This window comes from Intrasporangium chromatireducens Q5-1 (assembly GCF_000576575.1).
GTDB classification, from domain to species: Bacteria; Actinomycetota; Actinomycetes; order Actinomycetales; family Dermatophilaceae; genus Intrasporangium_A; species Intrasporangium_A chromatireducens.
Map to the genome: position 1 here is coordinate 1 of NZ_AWQS01000064.1, position 19,496 is coordinate 19,496.

Annotated in this window: 18 protein-coding genes and 1 pseudogene; 12 read left to right on the top strand and 7 right to left on the bottom strand. The window is 71.4% G+C overall.

Annotated features, from left to right (window positions below; genetic code table 11):
• A pseudogene (locus N864_RS09745) lies at positions 1 to 299 on the bottom strand (PucR family transcriptional regulator); the annotation flags it as partial.
• Positions 300 to 434: 135 nt separating this feature from the next.
• Here N864_RS09745 and N864_RS09750 point away from each other — a divergent pair.
• Positions 435 to 1,700 carry an NAD(P)/FAD-dependent oxidoreductase gene (locus tag N864_RS09750; protein WP_034715947.1) on the top strand — a complete coding sequence of 422 codons (1,266 nt, stop codon included), beginning with the start codon at positions 435 to 437 and terminating at the stop codon, positions 1,698 to 1,700.
• Positions 1,701 to 2,355: 655 nt separating this feature from the next.
• Here the strand turns inward: N864_RS09750 and N864_RS09755 are convergent.
• The 4 genes from N864_RS09755 to N864_RS09770 all read right to left on the bottom strand — a co-directional run bounded on the left by N864_RS09755 (position 2,356) and on the right by N864_RS09770 (position 6,083).
• The gene (locus tag N864_RS09755) at positions 2,356 to 3,897 is read right to left on the bottom strand and encodes an ATP-dependent DNA ligase (protein WP_034715949.1); all 1,542 of its coding nucleotides are present in this window, start codon (positions 3,895 to 3,897) and stop codon (positions 2,356 to 2,358) included.
• A gap of 109 nt (positions 3,898 to 4,006) precedes the next feature.
• Positions 4,007 to 4,567 carry a PspC domain-containing protein gene (locus N864_RS09760; protein WP_051518416.1) on the bottom strand — a complete coding sequence of 187 codons (561 nt, stop codon included), beginning with the start codon at positions 4,565 to 4,567 and terminating at the stop codon, positions 4,007 to 4,009.
• Between the two features lie 41 nt (positions 4,568 to 4,608).
• Complete coding sequence (locus tag N864_RS09765) at positions 4,609 to 5,439, bottom strand: hypothetical protein (RefSeq protein ID WP_051518417.1); 831 nt, start codon at positions 5,437 to 5,439, stop codon at positions 4,609 to 4,611.
• Between the two features lie 50 nt (positions 5,440 to 5,489).
• Entirely contained in the window at positions 5,490 to 6,083 is a 594-nt protein-coding gene (locus N864_RS09770) for a TetR/AcrR family transcriptional regulator (RefSeq protein WP_034715951.1), read from the bottom strand.
• A gap of 91 nt (positions 6,084 to 6,174) precedes the next feature.
• Here N864_RS09770 and N864_RS09775 point away from each other — a divergent pair, with 91 nt between their 5' ends.
• The 9 genes from N864_RS09775 (at position 6,175) to N864_RS09815 (ending at position 15,441) form a co-directional block, all read left to right on the top strand.
• Positions 6,175 to 7,014 carry an SDR family oxidoreductase gene (locus tag N864_RS09775; RefSeq protein ID WP_081793647.1) on the top strand — a complete coding sequence of 280 codons (840 nt, stop codon included), beginning with the start codon at positions 6,175 to 6,177 and terminating at the stop codon, positions 7,012 to 7,014.
• Positions 7,011 to 7,772: a 3-oxoacyl-ACP reductase FabG gene (gene fabG, locus N864_RS09780; RefSeq protein WP_034715955.1), complete on the top strand. Its 762-nt coding sequence runs from the start codon at positions 7,011 to 7,013 to the stop codon at positions 7,770 to 7,772. Before N864_RS09775 ends, fabG begins: the two co-directional genes overlap by 4 nt.
• Before the next feature lie 14 nt (positions 7,773 to 7,786).
• The gene (locus N864_RS09785) at positions 7,787 to 8,239 is read left to right on the top strand and encodes a MaoC family dehydratase (protein WP_034715957.1); all 453 of its coding nucleotides are present in this window, start codon (positions 7,787 to 7,789) and stop codon (positions 8,237 to 8,239) included.
• On the top strand, positions 8,236 to 9,261 hold the full coding sequence (locus N864_RS09790; RefSeq protein WP_034715959.1) for a phosphotransferase family protein: 1,026 nt from the start codon (positions 8,236 to 8,238) through the stop codon (positions 9,259 to 9,261). Before N864_RS09785 ends, N864_RS09790 begins: the two co-directional genes overlap by 4 nt.
• Positions 9,261 to 10,478, top strand: coding sequence for an acyl-CoA dehydrogenase family protein (locus N864_RS09795; protein ID WP_034715961.1), 1,218 nt, complete (start codon positions 9,261 to 9,263; stop codon positions 10,476 to 10,478). The genes N864_RS09790 and N864_RS09795 overlap by 1 nt, the downstream gene beginning before the upstream one ends.
• A 62-nt stretch (positions 10,479 to 10,540) precedes the next feature.
• Positions 10,541 to 10,984 (top strand): MaoC family dehydratase, encoded by a 444-nt coding sequence (locus tag N864_RS09800; protein ID WP_034715963.1) that lies wholly within the window; start codon positions 10,541 to 10,543, stop codon positions 10,982 to 10,984.
• Between the two features lie 154 nt (positions 10,985 to 11,138).
• On the top strand, positions 11,139 to 13,034 hold the full coding sequence (locus tag N864_RS09805; protein ID WP_240474279.1) for a potassium transporter Kup: 1,896 nt from the start codon (positions 11,139 to 11,141) through the stop codon (positions 13,032 to 13,034).
• 31 nt (positions 13,035 to 13,065) lie between these two features.
• On the top strand, positions 13,066 to 13,965 hold the full coding sequence (locus tag N864_RS09810; protein WP_034715967.1) for an LLM class F420-dependent oxidoreductase: 900 nt from the start codon (positions 13,066 to 13,068) through the stop codon (positions 13,963 to 13,965).
• A gap of 129 nt (positions 13,966 to 14,094) precedes the next feature.
• Positions 14,095 to 15,441, top strand: coding sequence for an MFS transporter (locus tag N864_RS09815; RefSeq protein ID WP_155892892.1), 1,347 nt, complete (start codon positions 14,095 to 14,097; stop codon positions 15,439 to 15,441).
• Between the two features lie 6 nt (positions 15,442 to 15,447).
• Here N864_RS09815 and N864_RS09820 read toward each other — a convergent pair whose 3' ends face one another.
• Both N864_RS09820 and N864_RS09825 read right to left on the bottom strand, forming a co-directional pair.
• Positions 15,448 to 16,095 carry a trimeric intracellular cation channel family protein gene (locus tag N864_RS09820; RefSeq protein ID WP_240474280.1) on the bottom strand — a complete coding sequence of 216 codons (648 nt, stop codon included), beginning with the start codon at positions 16,093 to 16,095 and terminating at the stop codon, positions 15,448 to 15,450.
• Entirely contained in the window at positions 16,085 to 17,365 is a 1,281-nt protein-coding gene (locus N864_RS09825) for an amidohydrolase (RefSeq protein WP_034715973.1), read from the bottom strand. Before N864_RS09825 ends, N864_RS09820 begins: the two co-directional genes overlap by 11 nt.
• Positions 17,366 to 17,537: 172 nt before the next feature.
• Here N864_RS09825 and N864_RS09830 point away from each other — a divergent pair, with 172 nt between their 5' ends.
• Complete coding sequence (locus N864_RS09830) at positions 17,538 to 18,485, top strand: DMT family transporter (RefSeq protein ID WP_034715975.1); 948 nt, start codon at positions 17,538 to 17,540, stop codon at positions 18,483 to 18,485.
• Positions 18,486 to 18,693: 208 nt separating this feature from the next.
• Positions 18,694 to 19,230 carry a DUF7436 family protein gene (locus N864_RS09835; RefSeq protein ID WP_034715977.1) on the top strand — a complete coding sequence of 179 codons (537 nt, stop codon included), beginning with the start codon at positions 18,694 to 18,696 and terminating at the stop codon, positions 19,228 to 19,230.
• The last annotated feature ends 266 nt before the right edge of the window (positions 19,231 to 19,496 follow it).

Sequence of the window (19,496 nt, forward strand, 5' to 3'; positions counted from 1 at the left end):
GCGCTGCGGACCTCGCGGAGCCGCGCGACGGGCCGGCGCAGGACGACCGCGGCGGCTCCTGCGGCCGCGGCCCGGGTGACGAGCTCGACGGCCTCGTCCTCGTCGTCGACCCCGGTCCCGATGCCGAGGACGAGGTCGCCCGGCTGACCGAAGAGCGCCTGGCCGGGCTCGGCGATCGTCACGTCGTCGACGAGGGCGGCGGGCGCGGGGACGACGATGCGCACCAGGCCGGCGCCGAGCGTCCCGACGAGGTCCGCCAGAGGCAGACCGCGCGGAGGCTGGGAGGAGCTGAGCGGCATACGGACATTGTGCCGTCGATGTTGTGCTACCGGCACTATTGCAGGCTGTCTCTTTGGCCTCGCGGAACGGCAGGTCTGGGCCGGGTACGGGAGACGATGAAGGTCCTCCTCCTACCGTCAGAGAGCAGCGTTGCCATGGCCATCACCCCGTCTGGTCTTCCCGTTCCCGAGCGTGTCGCCGTCGTCGGCGCCGGCATGGTGGGGCTTGCCACCGCCTGGTTCCTCCAGGAGCGCGGTGTCGAGGTGACCGTCATCGACCGTGAGGGCGTTGCGGCGGGGTCGTCCTGGGGCAACGCCGGCTGGCTCACGCCGGGCATCGCGACGCCGCTGCCGGAGCCGGCCGTCCTCAAGTACGGCCTGCGCGCGGTGCTCAGCCCGAGCTCGCCGGTCTATGTGCCGCCGAGCGCCGACCCGGGCTTCCTCAAGTTCGTCGCCGGCTTCACCCGCAAGAGCACGGCGAAGGCGTGGAAGCAGGCGATGGGCCGCCTCGTGCCGATCAACAGCATGGCGCTCGAGAGCTTCGACCTGCTCGAGGAGGGTGGGGTCGCGGCCCGCACGCACGAGGCGAAGTCGTTCACCGCCGCCTACCGCACCGCCGAGGAGCGCGAGACGCTGCTCGAGGAGATCGAGCACATCCGCGCCGCCGGACAGCCGATCGAGTTCAGTGCCCTGACGGGCGACGAGGCGCGGGCCATCGAGCCAGCCCTCTCCGACGCGATCGGGGCCGCCATCGTCCTGCACGGGCAGCGCTACGTGGACCCCGGCGGGTACGTCCACGCGCTCGCCGACTCGGTCGCCGAGCGGGGCGGCAAGATCCTCGCCGGCGCGACCGTCACCGACATCCGCGACACCGGCCGGGGCGTGTCGGTCGCGACGGCCGAGGGCAGCGTCGAGCAGTTCGACGCCGCCGTCGCCGCCACCGGCGCCTGGCTCGGCCGGCTGGCCCGTGAGTTCGGCGTCAAGCGCGTCGTGCAGGCCGGACGCGGCTACTCGTTCAGCGTCGCGATCGAGCACGTGCCGAACGGGCCGGTCTACTTCCCCGCCGCTCGGGTGGCGTGCACGCCGCTCGGTGACCGGCTGCGAGTCGCCGGGATGATGGAGTTCCGCAAGCCGGAGGCGCCGCTCGACGAGCGCCGCATCAGCGCCATCGTCGAGGCCGCCCGGCCGCTGCTCGCCGGTGCCGACCTCGACGAGCGCCAGGACGAATGGGTCGGCTCGCGTCCGTGCACGACCGACGGCCTTCCCCTCATCGGTATGACGCGGTCGCCCCGGGTCTTCGTAGCGGGTGGGCACGGCATGTGGGGCATCACCCTGGGCCCGGCCACCGGCCGCCTGCTGGCCGAGCAGATGGTGACGGGCACGGTGCCGGAGGCGTTGCGCCCGTTCAGCCCGCTGCGCTGACCTGCGTCGGTCGCCCGCGGTTCGTGCGCGGGCGACGGGCGGGTCGTGGCCGGGGTGGGTCTGGCTGGGTCGGCCCGGCGGGCCTGGTCTGGCCTCGGTCGAGGTATTTACCGGTCAGTGGGGTCCGGCGTTTACCTCGAACCAAGGGTGGTGCGGGTGGTTCGAGGTATTTACCGGTCAGTGGGGTCCGGCGTTTACCTCGAACCAAGGGTGGTGCGGGTGGTTCGAGGTATTTACCGGTCAGTGGGGTCCGGCGTTTACCTCGAACCAAGGGTGGTGCGGGTGGTTCGAGGTATTTACCGGTCAGTGGGGTCCGGCGTTTACCTCGAACCAAGGGTGGTGCGGGTGGTTCGAGGTATTTACCGGTCAGTGGGGTCCGGCGTTTACCTCGAACCAAGGGTGGTGCGGGTGGTTCGAGGTATTTACCGGTCAGTGGGGTCCGGCGTTTACCTCGAACCAAGGGTGGTGCGGGTGGTTCGAGGTATTTACCGGTCAGTGGGGTCCGGCGTTTACCTCGAACCAAGGGTGGTGCGGGTGGTTCGAGGTATTTACCGGTCAGTGGGGTCCGGCGTTTACCTCGAACCAAGGGTGGTGCGGGTGGTTCGAGGTATTTACCGGTCAGTGGGGTCCGGCGTTTACCTCGAACCAAGAGGGGTCACCAGCCGGCGAGGGCGCGCACCGTCTGGACCGTGTCGATCTCGGACACCGGCTTGTCGTCGCGATACCGGATGACCCGGGCGAACCGCAGCGCCATGCCGCCCGGGTAGCGAGTGGACCGCTGGACGCCGTCGAAGGCGATCTCGACCACCTGCTCCGGCTCCAGCTCGACGACCCAACCGGCCTCGGGGTCCCCGACGGCGAGCTCACGGAAGCGCTCGGTCTGCCAGCGCAGCATCTCGTCCGTCATGCCCTTGAACGTCTTGCCGAGCATGACGAGGCCGCCCGTCTCGGCGTCGCGGGCGCCGAGGTGGATGTTGGAGAGCCACCCCTTGCGCCGCCCGCTGCCCCACTCGACGGCGAGGACGACGAGGTCGAGGGTGTGCCGGGGCTTCACCTTGATCCAGCCCGGACCCCGGCGACCCGCCGCGTAGGGCAGCTGGGGATCCTTCACGACGACGCCCTCGTGCCCGCGGGCCACGACGTCGTCGAAGAACCGCTGCGCCTGCTCGACGTCCGCGGTGGTGAGACGAGGAGCGACGTGGCCCTCGGAGGTGACCTCCGCCAGGCGCTCCCACCTCTCGCTCAGGGGATGGTCGACGAGGTCCTCACCGTCGAGGTGGAGCAGGTCGAAGAAGTATGGCGTGAGCGGCACCTCCGCGCGGAGCCGCTCCGGGTCCGCGCTGGAGGCGGTCCTCGCGCCGGTGACCTGGAACGGCAGGGGCCGGCCCGTCTCGTCGAGCGCGATGACCTCGCCGTCGAGCACGGCTTGGCGGACCGGGAGCCGGCGGAGGACATCGACGACCTCGGGGAGGCGGTCGGTCACGTCCTCGAGGGTGCGCGTGAAAAGGCTGACGGCACCTTCGTCGACGTGGGCCTGGAGCCGTATGCCGTCGAGCTTGGTCTCGAGGGCCACCTCGCCGGGCATCGTGGCGAGGGCCGCAGGGACGTCCGGCGCCGAGGCGGCGAGCATAGGCCGCAACGGTCGACCGACCTCGAGCTCGATGGTCCCGAGGGCGTCGGCGCCACCGGTCAGGGCGGCCTCCGCGACCGGGCCGGTGCGGCCCGCGAGCATGACGGCTCTGCGGACTGCGGAGTCGGGAACGTCCCCGGCCTTGGCGATCGCCTGGAGCATCACGCCGTCAGCCGCCCCCTGCCGAGCCTCACCGACGAAAGCGGCCCGCAGCCATGCCTGCTCGACCGCGGTGGCCCGCGAGAACAGCTCCGCGACGATCCGCCGGCGAGTGGCGCCCGACCCGGAGCCGGACGTGCCGGCGAGCTCCTCCGCGGACGCATCGACGTCCGCGACCGTCAGGGTGGCCTCCTCGGCTGGCGGTGGCAGCTCTCCGAGGCTGCGCCACGAGACGCCCGTGCGCCGTTGCGGGAGGGTGCCCGAGAGGTAGCTCGCCACGACGTCGATGCGCTTCGGGTCCTCGGCCGCGGCCCGCCTCAGGGTGGCCGCGAGGTGTTCGACCTTGGCGGTCCGGGACGAGGTGGCGGTCACGGCACGGGACGTCTCGACGATCTCCGAGAGCAGCATCTGCCGATTGTGGCAAGCCGCACCGACAGCACGGGCCCGCGCAGGTCGAGAACTGCACTCTCGATCGTCGGCATTGTGCTGTCGACGGGAGGGATTGTGCTGTCGACGGTCAGTCGCGGGGAGCGTCGTCCGGGACCGGGCTGGTCGGCTCGACCCGCCACGGGTCGCTGCTCTGCTCGGACGGGGCCGGCGTGTGCCCGGTGGCCCCCGTCTGCTGCTGGCCTCCGGAGCGGTGGTGGCCGCCGGACCGGTGCTGCTTGAGGAACCAGACGGCGATGGCGACGAAGGCGACCAGGCCGAAGAAGTGGAAGCCGTGGAACGCGCCCCAGAAGGGTGCTCCGGGACCGACCACGGCCAGCGCCGTGACGACGAGCAGGACGATCGAGGACACGTCCCCGTCCTTGAGGGCTCGTTCGATGTGGAGCCTCCCGTCCTCGGCGGGCAGGAGCAGCCACAGCGCGAGGTAGGCCGCGACGCCGACGCCGAAGAAGATCACGCCTGCGACGAACGCGAGGCGCACCACCGTGGGGGAGACCCCGATCCGGTTGGCGAGGCCGGCCGCAACGCCAGCGATGTGGCGGTCCCGGGTGGGGCGGGTGATGCCGGACCGGTGCAGCGCCCGGTAGAACCCATCGAGACGCTGAGCCGCGGGAGAGGTCTGGTTCGTCATGTCTCAAGCCTGTCTCCCGGGGCGCCGCGGCGCCATGCGGATCAGCCCTGACTCGACCCTGATTCGCCCCCGATCCCGGGCGCGGGTTCGCCCGCTCCGCCCCGGGCGAGCGCGACGGTTCCGGCGATGGCGAGGGCGACTCCGGCGGCGGCCAGAACGAGGGTCCCGGGGCGCACGGTGTCGCCGAGCACGAGGACGCCGAGGCCGCCGGGCACGAGGACCTCGATGACCCAGAGGGTCGCCGTGGCCGGGCCGACCGCACCCCGCTCCAGCGACCGGGCGTAGAGGACCGCGCCGACGACCCCGAACGCCACGATCATCCACGCCACCGGGTCGGCGAGCAGGCCGGCCAGGCTCAGCGACGAGGACGCCAGCGCCCGAGCCGCCATCGCGGCGCCGGAGAAGCCGAGCGCCGCCACGGCGGCCAACGCGATCGAGCCGCCCCGGCCATAGAGGGCGACGCCGCCGGCGACGACCGCCGCGAGCAGCGCGACGAGCAGGCCGACGAACCAGCCCGGTGCAGCCCGGGTCGACTCCGCCCCGGCCGACCAGGAGACGAGCACGAGCCCCACGATGACCACGGCCGTCGCCACGCGGCCGGCGGGACCGACCGGGACGTGCAGGACCAGAGCGGCGAGCACGACGGTCACCGCGAGCGAGCCGGCCAGCAGCGACTGGACGGCGAAGAGCGGCAGCGACCACAGGGCCACGAGCGAGGCGAGCCAGGCGAGCAGGTCGCAACCCAGCCCGACGAGGTACACCGGGTGGCGAAGGACAGCGGCCCCGCTCGCTCGCTGAGCGGCATACGACTGGGCGACGGACGCCACCCCGTAGAGAAGGGTGCCGGCGATGGCGGCGGCGAACCCGATCATGCTCGCGATCCTGTCGCAGGAGGCTGCGCCACCGCTGAACTTCGCCGCGCTCAGCGCGCGGCGACCATCCGGATGGCGAGCTCGCGGTAGTGCTTCGCGACGTCCTCCGGCTGCCAGGTCCCGGTCGTGCGGAACCACCGACCGAGGTCGACGCTGAGGCTCAGCACCGCGAGGGCCGTCAGGGACGGGTTGGCGAGCGCGAACTCGCCCGTGACGAGGCCGGCCTCGAGGACCTCACGGGTGACCTGCTCCATCTGGCGTCGCAGGGTCGCGATCTCCTCGTGGTGCTGCGGCGTGAGCGACCCGAGCTCGTAGTTGACGACCCGGGCGACCGCGTGGCTCCGGGCGTGCCAGAGGGCGAAGTCGTGGGCCAGCTCGCCGAGCTGCTCCGTCGGCGTGCCGCCCCGGGCGGCGGCGGTCCGGAGGATCTCGAGCGCCGCGACGTGACCGGCGCGCGAGATCTCGAAGAGGACGTCCTCCTTCGTCGGGTAGTGGACGTAGAGCACGGCCGGTGACAGCTGGGCCTGCTTCGCGATGTCACGAGTCGTCGTCCCGTGGAAGCCGCGCTCGCCGAAGCACACCGCGGCCGCGTCGAGTATCCGCTGCTGGGCGGGGGTCGGCTCGCTCGCACCCTGTCGCTCCACCCGACCTCCTCTCGTGGTGCCGTGTCGCGGTGGCGTGCCCCACAGGGACTTGACGAACCACGCGCTGACTCGTCATGGTAAGCAAGCGCTCATGTCCAGAGCAATCGCCCACGCCGAAGGAACCGCCGTGCCGGAGACCGTCGCCACCCGAGCAGTGGTCACCGGTGCTGCACGTGGCATCGGCAGGGCGATCGCGGCCCGGCTGGTCGCGGAGGGGTGGGAGGTCGTCATCTCGGACTTGGACGCCGACGAACTCCACCGCACCGCAGTGGAACTCGGCGCCCACGCGGTCGTGGCCGACGTCGCGACCGATGCGGGGGTCGGCGCGCTGATCGATGCCGCAGAGGCACGGCTCGGTGAGGTGGACGCCTTCTTCGGCAACGCCGGCTTCGCGCTCATGGGCGGCCTCGACACCCCGGACTCCGACTGGGCGCGCATCCTCGACGTCAATCTGATGGCCCACGTGCGCGCCGCCCGCCGGCTCGTGCCGAGCTGGGCCGAGCGCGGGACGGGGCGGTTCGTCGTGACCGCGTCGGCGGCCGGCCTGCTGACGATGCTGCGGGACGCGCCGTACTCCGTCACGAAGCACGCTGCGGTGGCCCTCGTCGAGTGGATCAACGCCACCTACCGTCATCGTGGCGTCGTGGCCCAGGCCGTGTGCCCACAGGGCGTGCAGACCCGCCTGCTCGACGACTCCGGTCCGCTCGCCGACGTGCTGAGCCGCGACAGTGCACTCACGCCGGAGCAGGTGGCCGACGCCGTATGGCGCGGGCTGGGCTCGGGCGAGCCGCTGATCCTGCCGCACCCCGAGGTGCGCGACTACTACATCCGCAGGGCCACCGACACCGACGCGTGGCTGCGCGGCATGAACAAGCTCGAGCAGAAGCTCGAGTCGATGACCGAACCGGCACCACCCGAGGAGAACCAGTGAACGCACAGACCCCCCGCACCGCCATCGTCACGGGAGCGGCTCGCGGCATCGGCGCCGCCGTCGCGAAGCGCCTGGCCGAGGAGGGCCACGCCGTCGCCGTCCTCGACCTCGACGAGTCCGCTTGTGCCGCAACGGTGGAGGCCATCACGAGTGCGGGTGGCAAGGCCGTGGCCGTCGGCGTCGACGTGGCTGACGAGGCGAGTGTTCAGGCCGCCGTCGAGCGCGTCGCGGACGAGCTTGGGGCGCCGACGATCCTGGTCAACAACGCGGGCATCACCCGGGACAACCTGCTGTTCAAGATGTCCGTCGAGGACTGGGACGCGGTCATGGGGGTCCACCTGCGCGGCTCGTTCCTGATGACCCGGGCCGCCCAGAAGTACATGACCGAGGCGAAGTTCGGCCGGGTCGTCAACCTCTCGTCGACCTCGGCCCTGGGCAACCGCGGCCAGGTCAACTACTCGGCCGCCAAGGCCGGCCTGCAGGGCTTCACGAAGACGCTCGCCATCGAGCTCGGCAAGTTCGGCGTCACCGCCAACGCGATCGCGCCCGGCTTCATCCAGACCGAGATGACGAAGGCGACCGCCGAGCGGCTCGGCGTGCCGTTCGAGGACTTCATCGCTTACAGCGCCAAGGAGATCCCGGTGCAGCGGGTCGGCCAGCCCGAGGACATCGCCGCCGTCGCCGCGTTCCTGACGAGCGAGGAGGCCGGCTTCGTCTCGGGGCAGGTCATCTACGTCGCCGGCGGACCGAAGGACTGAGGGGCCGGCCACCGATGCGCACCTTCCCCAGCCTCGAGAAGTTCGCCGCCGCCGTGGGCGAGCAGCTCGGTCAAAGCGACTGGCACACCGTCACGCAGGAGCAGGTCAACCTCTTCGCCGACGCGACGGGGGACCACCAGTGGATCCACGTCGACCCCGAGCGAGCCAAAGACGGACCCTTCGGCGGCACGATCGCCCACGGCTACCTCACCCTGTCGCTCCTGCCCGGCCTCGTCGCCGAGATCTACACGGTCGAGGGCATCCGGATGGGGCTCAACTACGGCGCGAACAAGGTGCGGTTCCCCGCCCCGGTCCCCGTCGGCAGCCGGATCCGGGCGTCGGCCGAGCTCGTCGAGTTCACGCCGGCGCCGACCGGCAGCCAGGCCGTCGTCCGCGTCACCGTCGAGATGGAGGGCGCGGCCAAGCCGGCCTGCGTCGCTGACGTCGTCTGGGTCTACGTGGCATGACGGCAGCCGACCCGCCCGGGCTGCCGCTCGAGCCCCTCGCGCGCTTCCTCGGGCACGCGGCGCCGGGCCTGCTTGCCGGGCCGCTCGAGGCCGAGCTCATCACGGGTGGGAAGTCCAACCTCACGTATGCCGTGACGGACGGGCGGCGGTCGGTCATCGTCCGCCGCCCGCCCCTCGGACACGTCCTCGCCACGGCCCACGACATGGGGCGGGAGCACCGGGTGATGTCGGCCCTGCGGGACACCCCTGTCCCGGTGCCGGCCATGTATGCCGCCTGCCCCGATCCCGAGGTCATCGGCGCTCCGTTCTACGTCATGGAGCACGTGCCCGGGACGCCATACCGGCTCGCAGCTGAGCTGGGAAGCCTTGGGGCAGAACGGGTCCGAGGCATCAGCGCGCGGATGGTCGACACCCTCGTCGCGCTCCACGCCGTGGTGCCGGACGAGGTCGGCCTCGGCGACTTCGGCCGCCCCGAGGGCTTCCTCGGCCGGCAGGTGCGCCGGTGGAAGCAGCAGCTCGATGCATCCCGCAGCCGCGAGGTCCCGGGGATCGACGAGCTGCACGCTGCGCTCGCCGGTGCCCAGCCGAGGGAGGGCGCGCCGGGCATCGTCCACGGCGACTTCCGCCTCGACAACCTGCTCGTCGACGACGCCGACGCGGTGCGAGCCGTCCTCGACTGGGAGATGGCCACGCTCGGCGACCCGCTCACGGACGTCGCGCTGCTGCACGCCTACCTCACCATGCCGACCATGGTCGACAGCCGGGCCGTGTCGGACGCCTCGCTCGCGCCCGGCTTCCTCACCCCGGACGAGGTCCTCGCCCGCTACGGCAAGGCGAGCGGACGGGACCTGTCCGACCTCGCCTTCCACCTCGGGCTCGCCTACTTCAAGCTCGCCGTGATCCTCGAGGGGATCCACTACCGCTACACCCAGGGCCAGACGGTCGGCGCCGGCTTCGAGGCCATCGGTGACGCCGTCGCACCACTCGTCGCGCAGGGCCTGCGCTCGATCAAGGAGGACTGATGGACTTCGAGCTCTCGCCAAGCACGCAGGAGCTGTGCGCCGCGATGTGGGACTTCATGCACGAGGAGGTGTTCCCGGCCGAGCCGGTGTATGCCGCCCACCTCGCCGAGCACGGCCAGTACGGGCTGCCCCCGGTCGTCGAGCAGCTCAAGGAGTCGGCCAGCCGGCGCGGCCTGTGGAACCTGTTCCTGCCGGCCGAGTCCGGCCTGACGAACCTCGAGTACGCCGCGATCGCGGAGATCTCGGGCTGGTCGCCCGTGATCGCACCTGAGGCGATCAACTGCCAGGCGCCGGACACGGGCAACATGGAGGTGCTGCACATGTTCGGCACCCCGGAGCAGAAGGAGCGGTGGCTCGAGCCGCTGCTGGCCGGGGAGATCCGGTCCGCGTTCTCGATGACGGAGCCGGACGTGGCCTCCTCGGATGCGACGAACATCCAGACGGTGATCCGCCGCGAGGGCGACGAGTACGTCATCAACGGCCGCAAGTGGTGGAGCAGCGGCGCGATGGACGAGCGCTGCCAGGTCTTCATCGTCATGGGTAAGACCGACCCGAGCGCCGACACGCACCGCCAGCAGTCGATGGTCCTCGTGCCGCGCGACACCCCGGGGCTGACGATCGAGCGGGACCTGTCGATCTTCGGCTACCACGACCAGCACGGCCACGCCGAGGTCGTCTTCCGCGACGTGCGCGTGCCCGTGAGCAACCTCATCGCCGGTGAGGGCGACGGGTTCATGATCGCGCAGGCGCGCCTGGGCCCGGGCCGGATCCACCACGCGATGCGGGCCATCGGCATGGCCGAGCGGGCGCTCTCGCTCATGGTCGACCGCGCCAAGTCGCGGGTCGCGTTCGGGGAGCACCTGTCGAGCATGGGCGTCGTGCAGGAGCTCATCGCGCAGTCCCGGATCGAGATCGACCAGGCCCGGCTCTACGTCTACAAGACGGCCTGGCTCATCGACCAGCACGGCGCCAAGGGCGCTCGCACCGAGATCGCCGGCATCAAAGTGGCCGCACCGGCCATGGCCACGCGGGTCGTCGACCGGGCCATCGAGGTCTTCGGCGCCGCCGGGGTCTCCGGGGACACGCCGCTCGCCTACTTCTACGCCTGGGCGCGGGTGCTGCGGATCGTCGACGGGCCGGACGCGGTGCATCGGCGGTCCATCGCCCGCGAGGAGCTCAAGCGGCAGATAGCCCGCTCCACCGCCGGGTCGAGGTAATTACCCGTCAGTGGGGTCCGCCGATTACCCGAACCGGTGGGGGAGCGGCATACCCTTCGGGCATGTTCTTCGAGGACTTCGAGGTCGGACAGGTCTTCACGAGCCAGGGCCGCACCATCACCGAGACGGACGTCGTCCTGTTCGCGGGGTGGAGCTGGGACACGAACCCGCCGCACACCGACGCCGAGTCGATGCGTGACAGCCGGTTCGGCGGACGGATCGCGCACGGGATGCTGGGCATCTCGGTGGCGATGGGCCTCGCGTCGCGGCTCGGCGTCTTCGAGGACAGCTCGATCGCGTTGCTCGGGATCGACGAGTGGCGCTTCACCGCGCCGATCCGGATCGGGGACACGGTGCGGTGCCGGGTCGAGATCGTCGGGGCGCGGGCGACGAGCCGGGGCGATGCGGGGATCCTGGACCGGCGGTTCGAGCTGCGCAACCAGCACGACGAGGTGGTCCAAGAGGGCCGGATCGGGCTGATGGTGTCCAGGCGGCCGGCGGACTGAGAGCTGCCCGCGCGATCGCTGCGCGGCATCCGCCGCTTCATCCGGCTGCACCGGGCCGACGAGGCGCCCGCCGGCTGAGCGGGATCGTGCTCTCGATCGGGTGGGGGAGGGGAGTCACTGGGCGGAGGGTCGCTCGGAGCGGATAATGGGAGGGGTGACCGCAGCGCACGCGCCACGTCGGACGGGATGGACGGCCCTTGCCCTCGGCGCCCTCGGGGTCGTCTTCGGCGACATCGGCACGAGCCCGCTCTATGCGATCCAGACCGTCTTCGCGATCGACGGCGGCATCGTGCGGCCGACCCATTCGGACGTCTACGGGGTGATCTCCCTCGTCTTCTGGTCCATCACCGTCGTCGTGTCGGCCAAGTACGTCGCCTTCATCCTGCGTGCCGACAACGACGGTGAGGGCGGCGTCATGGCGCTCGCCGCGCTCGCCCGACGGTGGGTGCGCCAGGGTGGTCGACGGGCCGTGCTCGTCATGCTGCTCGGTGTCGTCGGGGCCTCGCTCTTCTACGGGGACAGCGTCATCACCCCGGCGATCTCGGTCCTGTCGGCGATCGAGGGGCTCTCGGTGCCGGCACCGGCCCTGCGCAGCGCCGAGGTGCCGCTCGGCCTGCTCATCCTCACCGTGCTCTTCTTCGGGCAGCGGGTCGGCACGCACCGGGTCGGGCGGCTCTTCGGGCCGGTCATGGTGGTGTGGTTCGCCGTCCTCGCGGTCCTCGGCCTCGGCGGGATCGTGCGGGACCCGGCGATCCTCGCCGCGCTGCTGCCGACCTGGTCGATCGGCTTCGTCGTCGAGCACCCGATGATCGCCTTCGTCGCGATGGGCGCCGTCGTGCTCGCCATCACCGGCGCCGAGGCGCTCTATGCCGACATGGGACACTTCGGCCGCTCACCGATCCGGCGGGCCTGGTTCGGGCTGGTCTTCCCGTGCCTGACGCTCAACTATCTCGGCCAGGGCGCCCTCGTGCTGCGCGACCCTGCCGCGATCGCCAACCCGTTCTACCTCCTGGCGCCGCGCTGGGCCGTCTTCCCCCTCATCGTCCTCGCGACGACCGCCACCGTCATCGCGTCGCAGGCCGTCATCAGCGGTGCCTTCTCCGTCTCGCGGCAGGCGGAGCGGCTCGGCTACCTGCCGCGGCTGACCGTCCGGCACACCTCGCCGGTCGAGGGCGGCCAGATCTACGTGCCCGTCATCAACTGGGTGCTCTACGGCGGCGTCGTCCTGCTCGTGCTCATCTTCGAGTCGTCCCAGCGGCTCGCGACGGCCTACGGCCTGGCCGTGACGGGCACGTTCCTGCTCACGACGACCCTCTTCCTCATCCACGCCGAGGCGGCGTGGGGCTGGGCGCGCTGGCAGCTCATCGGCGTCGGCGTGCTCTTCGGGGTGCTCGAGCTGACCTTCTTCACCGCGAACCTGACGAAGATCGTCCACGGCGGATGGCTTCCCGTCGTCATCGCGATCCTCGTCGCGACCGTGATGCTCACCTGGCGCAAGGGGTCGGCGATCGTGACCCGGAAGCGGCGCAACCTCGAAGGTCCCCTCCAGGACTTCCTCGAGGACCTGCACACCGAGTCGTACGCCCGGGTGCCGGGTACAGCGGTCTTCATGCACCCCGGCGAGGACACCACCCCGATCGCCCTGCGCGAGAACCTCAAGATCAACCACGTCGTGCACGAGCGGATCGCGATCGTCCGGACCGTCTCCGAGGTCATCCCGCACGTGGCGCCGGAGGACCGGATCCGGTGGTACCCGGTCGGCGAACCGCGCGACCACATCATCCACCTCGACCTGCACTACGGCTTCCAGGACGACCAGAACGTTCCCCGGGCCCTTGAGTTCGCCCAGCGGCAAGGGGTGCCCATCGACCCCGACGACGCCGTCTACTTCCTCTCCCGCATCACGCTCCACCGCGGCCCGACAAAGTACATGTCCCGTTGGCGCAAACGCGTCTTCATCGGGCTCGCCCACAACGCCGCGTCGCCGACCGACTACTTCCGCCTGCCGAGCAGCCGCACCGTGTCGATGGGCGCGGCGGTGACGCTCTGACCTCCCACCCACCCCACCCGAAGGAGTGCCCATGCGTTTCGGACTGCACCTGCCCAACTTCACCTGGCCCGGCGGCCCGGAGGCCCTGCGCGGTCGGCTCGTCGACATCGCCCGGGGCGCCGAGGCCGCCGGCTACGACCGGCTGAGCGTCATGGACCACGTGTGGCAGATCGGCCCGATCGGCCCGCCGGAGAACGAGATGCTCGAGGCCTACACGACCCTGGGCTACCTCGCCGGCCAGACCGAACGGGTCAAGCTGCTCACGGTCGTGACGGCCGTCGTCTACCGCGACCCGGGCCTGCTCGCCAAGGCAGTCACGACCCTCGACGTCCTCTCCGGCGGCCGGGCGATGCTCGGGATCGGGGCGGCGTGGAACGAGGAGGAGTCGCGCGGGCTCGGCCTGTTCTTCCCGTCGACGAAGGAGCGGTTCGAGAGGCTCGAGGAGGCGCTGCAGATCATCTTGCAGATGTGGAGCGACAACGAGGGGCCCTACGAGGGCAAGCACTACCACCTCGCCCGCACCCTCAACTCCCCACAACCGCTGCAGCGCCCCCGGCCGCCGATCCTCATCGGCGGCTCTGGCGAGCGCAAGACGCTGCGGCTCGTCGCGCAGTACGCCGACGCGTGCAACATCTTCGACAGCCCCGAGCTGCCGCACAAGCTCGACGTGCTCCGCGAGCACTGCGAGCGCCTTGGCCGCGACTACGACGAGATCGAGAAGACCGTGCAGCTGCGCTTCGACCTCGGCGCGAACGGCGAGCACGTCGAGGCGACCATCGAGCACCTGCACGAGCTCGCGGACCTCGGCGTCGAGGTGGCCCACGGCGCCCTCAAGGACGTCGAGTCGATGCGACCGCTGGAGCTCATGGCCGAGCGGGTCATCCCGGCGCTCGCCGGGCTGGGAGGCGAGGAGCGTGCGGCTGGGAGCTGAGCGGCATACCGCCGATGGGGTATGCCGCTCAGCGGGCGCCCGCGCGACGTGACCGTCCGTGGGTGGCGGGTTGTGGCACCTAGGCGCACCGTGGGTACTATTTGCTCCGGTCGACCATAAGGAGCCATCGTGAGCGCCTCCACCACGGACAAGGACGTCCAGCCCCTCGCCGCACCCACGCGGAGCGAGCGGCTCGACCGGCTCGCCTTCAACGCGCGACACCGGCGGCTGCTCGTCGGCTCGGGCGTCGGCTGGGCGCTCGACGCGATGGACGTCGGACTGATCTCGTTCGTCATGGCGGCGCTCGCGAAGCAGTGGGGCCTGGACGCCACGCAGCTGTCGTGGATCGGGTCGATCGGCTTCGTCGGCATGGCGATCGGTGCGTCGGTCGGCGGCCTGCTCGCCGACCGGCTGGGGCGCCGGAACGTCTTCGCGCTCACCCTGCTCGTCTATGGGATCGCGACCGGTGCGGCCGGGCTGTCGACCGGCATCGCGATGCTCATCGTCCTGCGGTTCGTCGTCGGGCTGGGCCTGGGCGCCGAGCTGCCCGTCGCGTCGACCCTCGTCAGCGAGTACGCCCCGTCGCGGATCCGTGGCCGCATCGTCGTCATCCTCGAGGCGTTCTGGGCAGTCGGCTGGATCCTCGCCGCGTTGATCGGCTACTTCGTCGTGCCGGCGTCGGAGAACGGCTGGCGCTGGGCGCTCTTCCTCGGCATCGTGCCCGCGCTCTATGCGGTGGTCGTGCGGGCGGGGCTGCCGGAGTCGGTGCGCTTCCTCGAGTCGCGTGGCCGGACGGCGGAGGCCGAGGCGGCAGTACGCAGCTTCGAGGCGGCGTCGGGGGTGGCCCCGGTTCCCTCGCCCGTGGCAGAGGTGCAGTCGCGTCCGTCGTGGAGCGCGCTGTGGGACCGGTCGCTGCGTCGCCGCTCGGCAGCGCTGTGGGTGACGTGGTTCGGCGTGAACTTCTCGTACTACGGGGCGTTCATCTGGATCCCGAGCCTGCTCGTCGCGGACGGGTTCTCGCTGACGAAGTCGTTCGGGTTCACCTTGGTCATCACGCTCGCCCAGCTGCCGGGGTATGCCGCTGCAGCGTTCCTCATCGAGCGGTGGGGCCGGCGCGCGACGTTGGCGTCGTTCCTGCTCGGGTCGGCCGCGTCGGCAGTGCTGTTCGGGCAGGCGGGGTCGGAGGCGGCGATCATCGCGGCCGGTTGTGCGTTGTCGTTCTTCAACCTCGGAGCGTGGGGAGCCCTGTATGCCGTGACGCCGGAGGTGTACCCGACGGCGCTGCGGGGGAGCGGGGCCGGCTCGGCGGCGGCGTTCGGGCGGATAGCGTCGATCCTCGCGCCGTTGTCGGTGCCGTGGCTGCTCGGTGCGGGCGGTCACGGCCTGGTGTTCGGGGTGTTCGGTGCTGCGTTCGTCGTGGCCGCGCTCGCCGCGCTGGCGCTGCCGGAGTGGCGCGGCCGGGCGCTCGCCGACTGACCGTCCCTAGCCGCCGAGATTGCGCCGGGGTGGCTTCGGGGCGTTGAGGTCGTAGCGGACGCCGATCATCCGCACGGCGAAGCACAGCACGGCGGCGACGAGGGCGATCGGCAGACCGTAGAAGTGGAACGTCGTCGCAACGACGACGATCGTCGCGGCGATCAGGGCCGGGATGGCGTAGAGCTCGCTGCGCAGGACGTTGGGCACGCGCTTGGTCAGCACGTCCCGGAGGGTGCCGCCGCCGACCGCGGTGACGGCGCCGAGGATGACGGCCTGCGCCGGTCCCAGCCCGAAGGCGAGTGCCTTGCTGGCGCCGGTGACGGCGAAGAAGCTGAGGCCCACGGCGTCGAGCATGTTGATCGGTCCCATGAGGTGGCTGAGCCGCCGGCCGAGGAAGAAGGCGATCAGGCTGCCGCCGGCGGCGACGGCGAGGTAGCGCCAGTCGCTGAACGTCGCCGGTGGGAGCGAGTCGATGAGCATGTCGCGGACGATGCCGCCGCCCATCGCGGTGATGATGCCGAGCGTGAGCACGCCGATGATGTCGACGTCGGCGACGCGCATCGCGGTGAGTGCGCCGTTGAGCGCGAACGCGAAGGTGCCCGTCAGGTCGAGGGCGAGGAGCAGCGTCTCTCCGGTGTCCACCTCAGCTCTCACGTCCGGAGTTGTCGCGTCCGAGCCAGGCGAGGGCCGCGACGACCATCGCCGTCGTCCCGGTGTCCAGCGTGGGCTGGATGACCGGCGCGAACGAGGCGGAGTGGTTCACCGGCACGTCCTGGGTGACCCGGCCGGCCTCCTCGGCCTTGCGGTAAAGCTCGGGGTCGGTGCCGCCGAGGCCCCAGTAGGTGTAAGGCACCCCGAAGGCGGCCGGCAGGTCACTGAAGTCCTCGCTCGCGGTCTGTTGCGGCAGCTCCTCGGCGCGGTCGCCGAACTGGTCCGTGAAGGCGGCGGCCACGCGCGCGGTGACGTCGGGGTCATTGGAGGTCAGCGGGAAGTGGTCGAAGAGCTCAAACTCGGGGTCCTTGGGGGTGCCCGACGCCTCGCACTCGGCCCGCACGATCCGCTCGATGGCGCTGAGGATCGTCTTGCGCGTCTGCTCTCTGTAGGTGCGGACGTTGAGCTGGATCGTCGCCGACTCGGGGATGACGTTGCTCTTCGTGCCGGCCTGCAGGCTGCCGACGGTGAGGACGGCGGGGTCGCCCGGGGTCAGTTCGCGCGAGACGATCGTCTGCAGCCGGACGACGATCGTCGCGGCGAGCACGACCGGGTCGACGGCGGCCTGGGGCATCGAGCCGTGCGCGCCGCGGCCGTGGATGGTGATCCGCATGCTGTCGGCGGTCGACAGGACCGGACCGGTGCGGGTGGCGACCTGGCCGGACGGGAAGGCGAGGACGTGCTGACACAGGGCGACGTCGACGGGCCCGACGATGTCGGTCAGCCCGTCCTTGACCATGCCGCTCGCGCCGGTCGCGACCTCCTCGGCCGGCTGGAAGAGCGCCACGGCGGTGCCGCTCCAGTGGTCCTTGGCCCCGGCGAGCAGGTCCGCGACGCCGAGCAGGCAGGTGACGTGGACGTCGTGGCCGCACGCGTGCATGACCGGCACGTCGGTGCCGTCGGCGGTCGTTGCCGTCTCCGTGCTGGCGTAGGGCAGCCCGGTCGCCTCACGGACGGGGAGGGCGTCCATGTCGGCGCGCATCAGCACGGCCGGTCCGTCACCGTTGCGCAGGATGCCGACGACGCCGGTGCCGCCGACGCCGGAGTGCACCTCGAACCCCGCCTGGGCGAGCCGGTCCGCGACGGTGCTGGCCGTCCGGTGCTCCTCGTTGGAGAGCTCGGGGTGCGCGTGCAGGTCGCGGTAAAAGTCCTCCAGCGAGCCGCGGATCTCGCCGAGCCGGTCCAGCACTGCTGCAGTCGCCTTCGTCGCCATTGATGCTCCTCAGTGGACGCACGGGGCCAGTCCCGAGACGCAGGAGCCGGGGCCGGCCTGATGTCAGGAGACTAGTTGCCCTGCTTGTGAGGGACGTGAACGTCGAGCGCGCGGCCGCGCGCGAGCCGGCTCAGCGGCATACGGCATCGGGCGCCCCCATAGGGTGAGCGGCATGACGGACGAGCGCGCCCGACGGACCGACCGCACCTGGCTCATCGCGGTCGCGGCGAGTCTCTGGGGGCTCTCCGCGATCTGGCGCGACCCGCTCGCGCAGGAGTATCCCTCGGTCACCGTCGTCCTCTGGGAGCATGTCGTGCTCGTGCTGCTCGTGTCGCCGTGGCTCGTCGGCTCGGTGCGGGCCGTGCTGCAGGCGAGCTGGCGCACGCGGGTCAGCGTCCTCGTCATCGGTGCGGGGTCGTCGGCGCTCGCCACCGTCCTCTTCACGTCGGCGTTCCGGCTCGGCGACCCGATCACGCCGCAGGTGCTCCAGAAGCTGCAGCCGGTCATCGCGCTCGTGCTCGCCGCGCTGCTGCTGGGGGAGCGGCTGCGCCGCTCGTTCGCGTGGTTCGCCGTGCCGGCGCTCGTGGGTGCGTGGCTGCTGAGCTTCCCCGAGCCGTTCGCGGTGGGGGTCACCAACCTGTATGCCGCTGGGCTGGCTCTCGGTGCCGCGGCGCTGTGGGCGGCGGGGACGGTTCTCGGGCGGGCGGCGAGCGCCGAGCTGGGGTTCGCGCACGTGACGGCCCTGCGCTTCGGGGTCGGCCTGGTGGCGCTCCTGGTGATCGCGCTCGTGACGGACGTGCCGCTGGGGATCGGGACGGGCGCTGGGTGGCGGATCGTCGTGCTGGCCGTGGTGCCGGGGCTGCTCGCGCTGCTGCTCTACTACCGCGGGCTGCAGGCGACACCGGCATCGCGAGCGACGTTGGCAGAGCTGGCGTTTCCGCTGACGGCGGCGCTCGTGGGGGTGACCGTGCTCGGTGGGTCGTTGGATGGCAGCCAGTGGGTCGGGTTCGCGGTGGTGCTGGCCGCGGTGGTCGGGCTCGCGCTGCACGAGCGGCGCAGCGAGCGACCGGCAGTGACGGTGAGCGAGCGAGCACCGGACGAGGTGGCGGTGGGTCGCTGAGGTCTGTGAGCGCCAGGGGCGCCGCTGAGGTCGAGGGAGCGCCAGGGCACCGGTGGCGTGGGAGCGCCAGGGCGCCGCAGCGTGGCTGCGGCGCCCTGGTGTCGTGCCGGGTCGAGGAACGGCGTCAGCGTTGCTCGACCAGCTTGACGAGGTTGAGCATCGTGCCGGGCTTCTGTGCCTCGAGGGTGATGACGAGCGGACCGCCGTCATGGCGCACGGTGAAGGTGTGCTCGTCGGCAGCAAGACCGCCGACCTCCGGTTCCAGCAGGGCCAGTCGGAGAACGCACCGCTCGACTACATCGAGGTGCTGCGGGACGGTCGCCGGGCGGCACAGCGGATCGAGGAGCTGTGGGCGGGGGCGGAGCGCGAGGTGCTCGGCATGGTCCGGCCGCCCTACCTGGCACCGCCGCCGACCCAGGAGGCGGTCGTGAACCCCAACATCCGGCAGCGGGCGCTCTACGAGACGGCGCTGTTCGACGTGCCCGAGCTGGCCGACCTCGTCAGGTCCTACGCCGAGTTGGGGGAGGAGGTGCGGGTGGCCCAGCGGCTGCCGCTGAAGCTCACCATCGTCGACGGCGAGACGGTGGCGTTCAACCTCCCTGACCCCGTCGCCGCTCCGGAGAGCGTCACGACGCTCGTGGTGCACCACCACATGCTGGCCGAGGCGCTGAGCATGACGTTCGAGGCGCTGTGGGAGACGGCGACGCCGCTGGAGGACTGGGGTCGGGCGGTGGGCGCTTCTTGAGCTCGGCGCTCGGTGGCGAACAGCGACCTCGGCGAGTACCTGCTCGAGTGGGACGACGTCCCAATTCCAAGGACCCCCATGGTGCCGCGCTGCACTTCGCCCGCTCGGGGGGCCATCACGCCTGGGCGACCGGTGCCGGGGACGGGCGACTGTCCGTCGGCGTCGCGGGCACTCCCCGGCCGCTCCGATGAGGCACCCCCACGTCGCAAGCGCCTCCGCACAGAACGACGTCGTCTGCCGCTGAGCGCGCTTCCAGCGCAAGCCGG